Origin of the sequence: Mycolicibacterium chubuense, assembly GCF_001044255.1 — a bacterium.
GTDB classification, from domain to species: Bacteria; Actinomycetota; Actinomycetes; order Mycobacteriales; family Mycobacteriaceae; genus Mycobacterium; species Mycobacterium chubuense.
Genome location: NZ_JYNX01000064.1, coordinates 44013 through 53460, shown reverse-complemented (window position 1 = coordinate 53460; position 9448 = coordinate 44013). Strand labels below are relative to the sequence as shown.

General features: G+C 69.3%; 8 protein-coding genes. 5 read left to right on the top strand and 3 right to left on the bottom strand.

Annotation, left to right across the window (positions count from 1 at the left end):
* The first annotated feature begins 40 nt into the window (after positions 1-40).
* Positions 41-535 (top strand): TspO/MBR family protein, encoded by a 495-nt coding sequence (locus tag MCHUDSM44219_RS24280; protein WP_048420834.1) that lies wholly within the window; start codon positions 41-43, stop codon positions 533-535.
* Between the two features lie 12 nt (positions 536-547).
* Positions 548-1339, top strand: coding sequence for an SDR family oxidoreductase (locus MCHUDSM44219_RS24275; RefSeq protein WP_048420833.1), 792 nt, complete (start codon positions 548-550; stop codon positions 1337-1339).
* Here MCHUDSM44219_RS24275 and MCHUDSM44219_RS24270 read toward each other — a convergent pair.
* The gene (locus MCHUDSM44219_RS24270; protein ID WP_048420832.1) at positions 1336-2424 is read right to left on the bottom strand and encodes an NAD(P)H-dependent amine dehydrogenase family protein; all 1089 of its coding nucleotides are present in this window, start codon (positions 2422-2424) and stop codon (positions 1336-1338) included. The two genes, MCHUDSM44219_RS24275 and MCHUDSM44219_RS24270, sit on opposite strands and share 4 nt — an antisense overlap.
* Positions 2425-2662: 238 nt before the next feature.
* Between MCHUDSM44219_RS24270 and MCHUDSM44219_RS24265 the strand changes: the two genes are divergently transcribed.
* Positions 2663-4498 carry an acyl-CoA dehydrogenase gene (locus MCHUDSM44219_RS24265; RefSeq protein WP_048420831.1) on the top strand — a complete coding sequence of 612 codons (1836 nt, stop codon included), beginning with the start codon at positions 2663-2665 and terminating at the stop codon, positions 4496-4498.
* A gap of 244 nt (positions 4499-4742) precedes the next feature.
* Here MCHUDSM44219_RS24265 and MCHUDSM44219_RS24260 read toward each other — a convergent pair whose 3' ends face one another.
* Both MCHUDSM44219_RS24260 and MCHUDSM44219_RS24255 read right to left on the bottom strand, forming a co-directional pair.
* Positions 4743-5675 carry a TIGR03564 family F420-dependent LLM class oxidoreductase gene (locus MCHUDSM44219_RS24260; RefSeq protein ID WP_048420830.1) on the bottom strand — a complete coding sequence of 311 codons (933 nt, stop codon included), beginning with the start codon at positions 5673-5675 and terminating at the stop codon, positions 4743-4745.
* Between the two features lie 117 nt (positions 5676-5792).
* Positions 5793-7094 (bottom strand): acetyl-CoA C-acetyltransferase, encoded by a 1302-nt coding sequence (locus tag MCHUDSM44219_RS24255; protein ID WP_048420829.1) that lies wholly within the window; start codon positions 7092-7094, stop codon positions 5793-5795.
* 151 nt (positions 7095-7245) lie between these two features.
* On the opposite strand from MCHUDSM44219_RS24255, the gene MCHUDSM44219_RS24250 reads away from it, so the two are divergent.
* Together MCHUDSM44219_RS24250 and MCHUDSM44219_RS24245 are read left to right on the top strand one after the other, a co-directional pair.
* Complete coding sequence (locus MCHUDSM44219_RS24250) at positions 7246-8598, top strand: 3-oxoacyl-ACP reductase (RefSeq protein WP_109777952.1); 1353 nt, start codon at positions 7246-7248, stop codon at positions 8596-8598.
* On the top strand, positions 8595-9446 hold the full coding sequence (locus MCHUDSM44219_RS24245; protein WP_048420859.1) for a MaoC/PaaZ C-terminal domain-containing protein: 852 nt from the start codon (positions 8595-8597) through the stop codon (positions 9444-9446). Before MCHUDSM44219_RS24250 ends, MCHUDSM44219_RS24245 begins: the two co-directional genes overlap by 4 nt.
* Positions 9447-9448: the final 2 nt, after the last annotated feature.

Below are 9448 nucleotides of genomic sequence, written 5' to 3'. Positions count from 1 at the left end.
GTGGCCGGCCGCGGCCGTCGCACCGGTAGGGTAATCCGGCATGGTTGACAGTCATCAACCCACGCGCTCGAAAAACGTTATCGCTCTCGCGATCTCACTCGGCGCGGTGGTCATCGCGTCGGCCCTCGGCGGTCTCGCGTCGGCCACCTCGGCGCAGGACTACGCACGGCTGCAGCAGCCGTCGTGGGCGCCGCCGTCGTGGGTGTTCGGTCCGGTGTGGACGGTGCTCTACACGATGATGGCGGTGGCGGCCTGGCTGGTGTGGCGCAGCGGGCCGTGGTCACAGACGCGGCCGGCACTGATCGCCTACGGCACCCAGCTGGTGCTCAACGCCGCCTGGACGCCGCTGTTCTTCGGTCTGGGCTGGCGCGGTATCGCCTTCGCCGAGTTGAGCGTCCTGCTGCTGGTGCTCGTCGGCACCGTGGTGCTGTTCTTCCGCCGCAGCGCGGTCGCGGGCTGGCTGCTGGTGCCCTACCTGGCGTGGTCGACGTTCGCACTGTGCCTCAATTTCGCTGTCTGGCAACTGAATTCCTAGGAGGAGCGGTCCATGACCAAGTCGGTGTTCATCACCGGAGGTGCCACCGGGATCGGCAGGGCGACGGGTCTGCTGCTGGCGCAGCGGGGGTACTTCGTCGGCGCGTACGACATCGACGAGGAACGGCTCGCCGTGCTGGAGCGCGACATCGCCGCGGTGGGTGGCCGCGGCGTGGTCGGCCACCTCGACGTCACCGACGCCGACGAGATGGCGCGCCGTCTGGCCGAGTTCCACGAGACCGCCGGCGGGCGGCTCGACGTGCTGATCAACAACGCCGGGCTGCTCAACGCCGGACGCTTCGAGGAGATCTCGCTCGAGGTGCACCACCGCGAGATCGAGGTCAACGTCAAGGGCGTGGTCAACGGCCTGCACGCCGCGTTCCCGTACCTCAAGACCACACCCGGGGCCGTCGTGGTGAACCTCGCGTCGGCGTCGGCGATCTACGGCCAGGCCGAGCTCGCCAACTACAGCGCCACCAAGTTCTTCGTCCGGGCGATCACCGAGGCGCTCAACCTGGAGTGGGGCGGGCACGACATCCGCGTCATCGACATGTGGCCGCTGTACGTGAACACGGCGATGACCAGCGGTATCTCGACCGGCACCACCACCTCGTTGGGCATCCGGCTCACCGCGCAGGACATCGCCGAGGGCATCGTCGCTGCCGTCGACCCCACGCTGCCCCGCAAGGTGCTCCGCCAGGTGCACTTCCCGGTCGGCACCCAGGCCAAGGCGCTGGCCGCGGGCGCGCGGTTCTCCCCGGCGTGGCTGACCAGGCTGGTCAACAAGCGTCTCGCCGGGCACTAGACCCAGCGCGTCGCCTCCACCTCCGGCGGCAGCGGCGGATGCAGCGGGACGTCGAGCCCGTCGTAGATCCCCGGTTTCTGCTCGGCCAGCCACCCGATCGCGCCGAGCAGGCGGTTGGCCGCGGTGGTGTTGCCGCCGTCGGCGCGGGTTCCGCCGGGCACATCGGCGCGGGTGACGATGGTCAGCTGCGGGTCGCCGTCGACGATCACGCGGTGATCGCCCACCCCCTCGTCGGGTTGCGGCCAGTGCGGGGCGCAGGACGGGTCGATGCGGGTGATGTGTTCGACGATCACCCGCTGCACACCGCCGGCCCACCCGATGACGCGCAGGAAGAAGGCACCCTGGGTGCCCTGGTCGAAGCGGCCCATCACGGTGTCGACGGTCTCGTCGAGCGGAAGCCGCTCCACCTCCTCGGTGACCTCGTCGATCTCGATGCCCAGACCGCGTCCGATCAGCCGGATGTTGCCGCCCCACACCATGGTCGGGATCGACGGCAGCAGCATCATCGGCGTCTCGTCCATCGGCATCCCGAAACCGCACGAGACCCGCACGGCGTAGGGCTGGTCGTAGGTCGAGTAGTCGAAGATCTCCTGGCAGGTGATGGTGCGGATGCGGGTGCACAGTCCGGCGGCGGTGACCGCCAGCGCGTCGTTGGCCCAACCCGGATCGACACCGCTGACCAGCAGAGCCGCCCGGCCCTCCTCGGCGGCAGCGGTGAGACGCTGCACCCAGTCCGGCGGCGCGGAGCGTGGGTCGTACAGCGAGTAGAGCGACGGGGTCACGACGTGCGCTCCGGCGCGCAGGCACCGTTCGATGTCGGCGACCGCCTCGTCGGGCCGGATGTCACCGGAGGCCATGTAGGCGACCGCGTCGGCGCCGGCGAGTGCGGCGTCGACGTCGGTGCCGGCCAGGATTCCGGTCGGTGCGTCCAGACCGGCGAAGGTCGCGGCGTCCCGGCCGGCCTTGTCGCCGGACGAGGTGATGACACCCGTCAGGCGCAGTCCCGGAAAGGCGGTGACCGAGCGGATCGACGTCGCGCCCATGTTGCCCGTTCCCCATACCGCGACACCGATGCTGGAAGCCATGACCACACCCTAGAGACTCAAACGTGACCATCATCACAGGGTGCCGTTTGGCCTGGTCAGGGGCGAGAACGCGGCGAAAAACGTGTCCCGGCCAACTGCTCGGTTGGTCGGCGCGCGGAAATTGCTCACAGTGGTCTTGCGTTGAAGTTACCGGGCGGTATAGTCAGCCGCAGTTACTGGTGGGTAACTTGGCCGAAAAGTACCCAACCGCGTGTGGCGTTCTCGACGAGGAGGAAACGTGTCCCACTACAAGAGCAATGTTCGTGACCAGGTGTTCAACCTATTCGAGGTACTCGGGGTCGACCAGGCCCTGGGCCGGGGCGCGTACGCCGATCTCGACGTCGACACCGCGGTCGACATGCTGGGCGAGATCGCCCGGCTCGCCGAGGGCCCCGTGGCCGCCTCGTTCGAAGAGGGCGACCGCAACCCGCCGGTGTTCGACCCCAAGACCCACACCGTCACGCTGCCCGAGGCCTTCAAGAAGTCCGTGCGCGCCGTCGTCGAGGGTGGCTGGGACAAGCTGTCGGTCAGCGAGGAGCTCGGCGGCATGCCGATGCCCAGCGCGCTGTCCTGGGCCCTGCAGGAGCACATCCTGGGCGCCAACCCCGCCGTGTACATGTACGCGATGGGCGCCGGATTCGCCGACATCTTCTTCCACCTCGGCACCGAGGAGCAGAAGAAGTGGGCCAAGCTCGCCGCCGACCGCGGCTGGGGCTCGACCATGGTGCTGACCGAGCCCGACGCGGGCTCCGACGTGGGCGCCGGCCGCACCAAGGCCGTCCAGCAGCCCGACGGCACCTGGCACATCGACGGCGTGAAGCGCTTCATCACGTCGGCCGACTCGGACGACCTGTTCGAGAACATCATGCATCTGGTGCTCGCCCGCCCCGAGGGCGCGGGCCCGGGCACCAAGGGTCTGTCGCTGTTCTTCGTGCCGAAGTTCCACTTCGACCCGGAGACCGGTGAGCCCGGCGAGCGCAACGGCGTGTACGTCACCAACGTCGAGCACAAGATGGGCCTGAAGGTCTCCGCGACCTGCGAGCTCTCGCTCGGCCAGCACGGCACCCCCGCCGTGGGCTGGCTCGTCGGCGAGGTGCACGACGGCATCGCGCAGATGTTCGACGTCATCGAGCAGGCCCGAATGATGGTGGGCACCAAGGCGATCGCCACGCTGTCGACCGGCTACCTGAACGCGCTGGAGTACGCCAAGAGCCGTGTGCAGGGTGCCGACCTGACCCAGATGACGGACAAGACCGCACCGCGCGTGACCATCACCCATCACCCGGACGTGCGTCGTTCGCTGATGACCCAGAAGGCCTACGCCGAGGGGCTGCGCGCGCTGTACCTGTTCACCGCGACGCACCAGAACGCCGACGTCGCCAAGACGATCCACGGCATCGAGCCCGAGCTGGCCGTCAAGGTCAACGACCTGCTGCTGCCGATCGTCAAGGGCGTGGGTTCGGAGCAGGCGTACGCCAAGCTGACCGAGTCGCTGCAGACCTTCGGAGGCTCGGGCTTCCTGCAGGACTACCCGATCGAGCAGTACATCCGCGACGCCAAGATCGACTCGCTGTACGAAGGCACCACCGCCATCCAGGCGCAGGACTTCTTCTTCCGCAAGATCGTCCGCGACAAGGGTGTGGCGCTGTCGCACGTGGCCGGGCAGATCGAGTCGTTCGTCAAGTCCGAGACCGGCAACGGCCGGCTGAAGGCGGAGCGCGCCCTGCTGGCCACCGCGCTGGAGGACGTGCAGGGCATGGCCGCCACGCTGACCGGCTACCTGATGGCCGCGCAGGAGGATCCGGCGAGCATCTACAAGGTGGGCCTGGGTTCCGTGCGCTTCCTGATGAGCGTCGGCGACCTGGTCATCGGCTGGCTGCTGCAGCGCCAGGCGGCGGTGGCGATCGAGAAGCTCGACGCCGGCGCCACGGGTGACGACCGCGCCTTCTACGAGGGCAAGCTCGCGGTGGCGTCGTTCTTCGCGAAGAACTTCCTGCCGATGCTGACCAGCACCCGGTCGATCATCGACAACCTCGACAACGAGGTCATGGAGTTGGACGAGGCGGCCTTCTAGACCGCTTCCCCCACGAGACGCCCCCGGACTCTTCCCGGGGGCGTCTTGCGTTGGGCGGGTGTCGTGCGCACAAAAAAGGCGGGTTCGGGAGGACCTGTGGGCGCGTCACGCTAGTCTCGCGCGGTCGGCTTTCATCCCTTGCCGACTCTTCAGATCAGTCACTCCCGAACCCGTCGTGCAGGCGATGCTACGCCTGTGACACGTCTCACACCAGAGTGAATTTCCTCGGGGCGAGCAGGGAAGATCAGCTCTCGGTGTCGACCGCCCGCAGCAGTGCGCGGGTGCGTGCATGCGCCTCGGGCGAGCGCAGGAACACCGCGCCGACGAACTCGTCCACACCGGCCGATCGGAGCTCGGCGAGGCGGTCGCGGACGGTGGCCTCGTCGCCGATGATCGCCGCGTCCTGCGGACCGGCATAGCCCTCGCGGTCGAGCATCGCCCTGTACGACGGCAGCGTGCCGTAGACCGCGAACTGCTCGGCGGCCTCGGCCCGCGCCGCGTCGACGTCGTCGGTGACGCCGACGGGCAGCGCCGCGACCACCCGCACCGCGTCCTCGGGACGGCCCGCGTCGGCGGCCGCCTGCCGCAGCGACGGGCTGACGTGCCCGCCCAGCGTCGCCGGACCCGTCATCCACGTGCACGTGCCGGAGGTCCGCCTGCCCGCGAGCCGCAGCATCTGCGGCCCGAGCGCGGCGATGTAGACGTCCGGACGCGGCGCGCCGGGGATGACGAGCGCACCCCGCGTCGTCACGGTCTGGCCCGGCGCGTCGGCGGGCTCACCGGCGAGCAGCGGCAACAGGCCGTCGAGGTACTCGTTGAGGCGCCGTACCGGCTTGTCCCACGGGATGCCCCACATGCCCTCGGTGACCGCGGCGTGGGTCATGCCGAGCCCGAGCACGAACCGCCCCTGCGAGGCGAGGCTGACGGTGAGCGCGGCCTGCGCCATGTGCATGGGGTGCTGGTTCTGGATCGGGATGACGCCGCTGGCCGCCTGGATCGTGTCGACCTCGCGCAGCGCGATGGCCAGGATCGTCAGGAGGTCGGGCTCGTAGGGCAACTGACTCATCCAGACGCGGCCGAAGCCCTCGTCGCGCAGTTGCGCCAGGTAGGCGATGGTCGCGTCGACGGGTGAGCCGTCGCCGAGGCCGGTGAGCTGTCCGAACATGCTGATCTGCATGCTCAAAATGTAAGAGCCCCGTGTTGCCGTCGGGTCGGGGGGTCAGACGGCAACACGGAGCTATCTCATGTATCGATGCCCCAGGGGCGGGCGTTACAGCGTCGGGAAAAAACTTTTCTAGGCCTCGAGGATCGCGGTGACGCCCTGGCCGCCGGCGGCGCAGACCGAGATCAGGCCGCGGACAGGTTGTCCGGTTTCGGCTTTCTTCTCCGCGAGCTGCTTGGCCAGCTGGGCCACGATGCGCCCGCCGGTGGCCGCGAACGGATGCCCGGCCGCCAGCGAGGAGCCGTTGACGTTGAGCTTGGACCGGTCGATGGAGCCCAGGGCGGCGTCGAGGCCGAGCCGCTCCTTGCAGTACTCCTCGGACTCCCAGGCCGCCAGTGTGGCGAGCACCACGGACGCGAAGGCCTCGTGGATCTCGTAGAAATCGAAATCCTGCAGCGTCAGCCCGTTGCGGGCCAGCATCCGGGGCACCGCGTACGTCGGCGCCATCAGCAGGCCGTCGCGGCCGTTGACGTAGTCCACCGCGGCGGTCTGGCCGTCGACGAAGTACGCCAGCACCGGGATCGACCGGGCGTTGGCCCACTCCTCGGACGCCAGCAGCGCCGCCGAGGCGCCGTCGGTCAGCGGGGTGGAGTTGCCGGCCGTCATCGTCGCGTCGCCGGCCCGGACCCCGAACACGGGCTTGAGCTTGGCCAGCTTCTCGGTCGACGAGTCGGCGCGCAGGTTGTTGTCCCGGTAGAGCCCGAGGAACGGCGTCACCAGGTCGTCGAAAAAGCCGCGGTCGTACGCGGCGGCCATGTTGCGGTGGCTGGCCGCGGCCAGTTCGTCCTGGTCGACGCGCTTGATGCCCATCTCCTTGGCGGTCACCGCGGCGTGCTCGCCCATCGACATGCCGGTGCGCGGCTCACTGTTGACGGGGATCTCGACGCCGAGGGCGGCCGGCAGCTTGCCGACCAGCTTGAGCCGGTCGACGTTCGACTTCGCCCGGCGCAGCCCGAGCAGCACCGAGCGCAGGTCGTCACCGAGGGCGATGGGCGCATCCGAGGCGGTGTCCACACCGCCCGCGGCGGCCACCTCGTAGCGGCCGCGCGCGATGCCGTCGGCGGCGGCGATCGCGGCCTGCAGCCCGGTGCCGCAGGCCTGCTGCAGGTCGAACGCCGGGGTGTAGGACGACAGCGAGCTGCCCAGCACGCACTCGCGCATCAGGTTGAAGTCGCGGCTGTGCTTGAGCACCGCGCCGCCGATGACGGCGTCGAGGGTTTCGCCCTTGAGATCGAAGCGCTCAGCCAGGCCGTCCAGCACCGCGGTGAACATGTCCTGGTTCGACGCGTTCGCGTAGGCGCCGTCCGACCGTGCGAACGGAATCCGGTTGCCTCCGAGGACGGCTACCCGGCGGGTTGTTGTGCTGTCGGCCACGTCTGCCTCCCGGCGTCGCGAGGGATGTTGGTGTCGAGGGTCATACTACCCACCGTTCTTACTCTGGAGTAAGTTCGTGAGGGATACGACAGTGCTGGGTAACCATCACCGTCGACACACGATGTACCCGGATTTCTCGAAAGGCAGCGCCGTGGCTTCCGATCTCCTGTCCCAAGTCGTCAACTCCGGCCCGGGGTCATTCCTGGCCAAGCAACTCGGCGTGCCCCAACCCGAGCCGCTGCGCCGGTACAAGCCGGGTGAGCCGCCGCTGGCGGGCTCGCTGCTGATCGGCGGCGAGGGCCGCGTGGTCGAGCCGCTGCGGGCCGCGCTGGCCGAGGACTACGACGTGGTGTCGAACAACCTCGGCGGCCGCTGGGCCGACCGGTTCGGCGGGCTGGTGTTCGACGCCACCGGCATCACCGAACCCGAGGGCCTCAAGGCGCTCTACGAGTTCTTCACGCCGTTGCTGCGCAATCTCGGCCCGTCAGGCCGCGTGGTGGTCATCGGCACCACGCCCGACGAGATCGACTCGGTGCACGAGCGGACGTCGCAGCGCGCACTGGAAGGGTTCACCCGCTCGCTCGGCAAGGAACTGCGTCACGGCTCGACCGTCGCGCTGGTCTACCTGCACCCCGACGCCAAGCCGGCGGCGACGGGCCTGGAATCGACGCTGCGGTTCCTGCTGTCGGCGAAGTCGGCCTACGTCGACGGGCAGGTGTTCCGGGTCGGGGCCGCCGACGCCACCCCGCCCGCGGACTGGGACAAGCCGCTCGACGGCAAGGTCGCGGTGGTGACGGGGGCGGCGCGCGGCATCGGCGCGACGATCGCCGAGGTGTTCGCGCGCGACGGCGCGAAGGTCATCGCGGTGGACATAGAAGGAGCCGCGGAGCCGCTGGCCGAACTGGCCACCAAGATCGGCGGCACCGCGCTGACGCTCGACGTCACCGCCGCCGACGCTGTCGACCGCATCACCGAGCACGTCAAGGAGCACTACGGCGGCACGCTCGACATCCTGGTCAACAACGCCGGCATCACCCGCGACAAGCTGCTGGCCAACATGGACGAGGGGCGCTGGGACTCGGTGCTCGCAGTGAATCTGCTTGCCCCACTTCGCCTTGCCGAGGGCCTGGTCGGCAACGGCACGATCGGCGAGAACGGCCGCGTCGTCGGGCTGTCGTCGATGGCCGGCATCGCCGGCAACCGCGGGCAGACCAACTACGCCGCGACCAAGGCCGGCATGATCGGGCTCACCGACGCGCTGGCAGCGCCGTTCGGCGAGAAGTCGATCACCATCAACGCGATCGCCCCCGGGTTCATCGAGACCAAGATGACCGACGCGATCCCGCTGGCCACCCGCGAGGTCGGGCGGCGGCTGAACTCGCTGTTCCAGGGCGGCCAGCCCGTCGACGTGGCCGAGGCCATCGCCTACTTCGCCAGCCCGGCGTCGAATGCGGTGACCGGCAACACCATTCGGGTGTGCGGCCAGGCCTGGCTGGGGGCATGAGCGAGGGCGGGCAGCCGTCCGGGCTGCGCAACCTGGTGCTCGCCGCGGCGGGCGCACTGCCGTTCGTGCCGCGCGGGGACACCCTGCCCGACCGGACGCTGACGGTCGAGGACCTGACCATCGACCCCGCCCACGTCGCGGCGTACGCGAACGTCACCGGCCTGCGCTTCGACAACACGGTGCCACTGACCTACCCGTTCGCGCTGACGTTCCCGACGGTGATGTCGCTGATCACCGGCTTCGACTTCCCGTTCGCCGCCATGGGATCGGTGCACGTCGAGAACCACATCACCCAGCACCGGCCGATCGCGGTGACCGACACCGTGTCAGCGGCCGTGCACGCCGAGAACATGCGCGAGCACCGGCGCGGTCTGCTCGTCGACGTGGTCACCGACGTCAAGGTCGGCACCGAGACCGCCTGGCACCAGGTCACCACATTTCTGCACCAGCAGCGCACCAGCCTGTCCGACGAACCGAAGCCGCCGCCGGCCAAGCAGCCCAAGCTGGGTCCGCCGAACGCGGTGCTGTCGATCACGCCCGGCCAGATCCGGCACTACGCATCCGTGGGCGGGGACCACAACCCGATCCACACGAACTCCATCGCGGCCAAGCTGTTCGGCTTCCCGACCGTCATCGCGCACGGAATGTTCAGCGCGGCAGCGGTATTGGCGAACATCGAGGGACAGCTGCCGGATGCGGTGACGTATTCGGTGCGGTTCGCCAAGCCCGTGGTGCTCCCGGCGCGCGCCGGTCTGTACGTCGACCGGCGCGGCGACGGCTGGGAGCTGACGCTGCGGCATCTGACCAAGGGACATCCGCACCTGACGGGCACGGTGTCGCCGGCCTGACC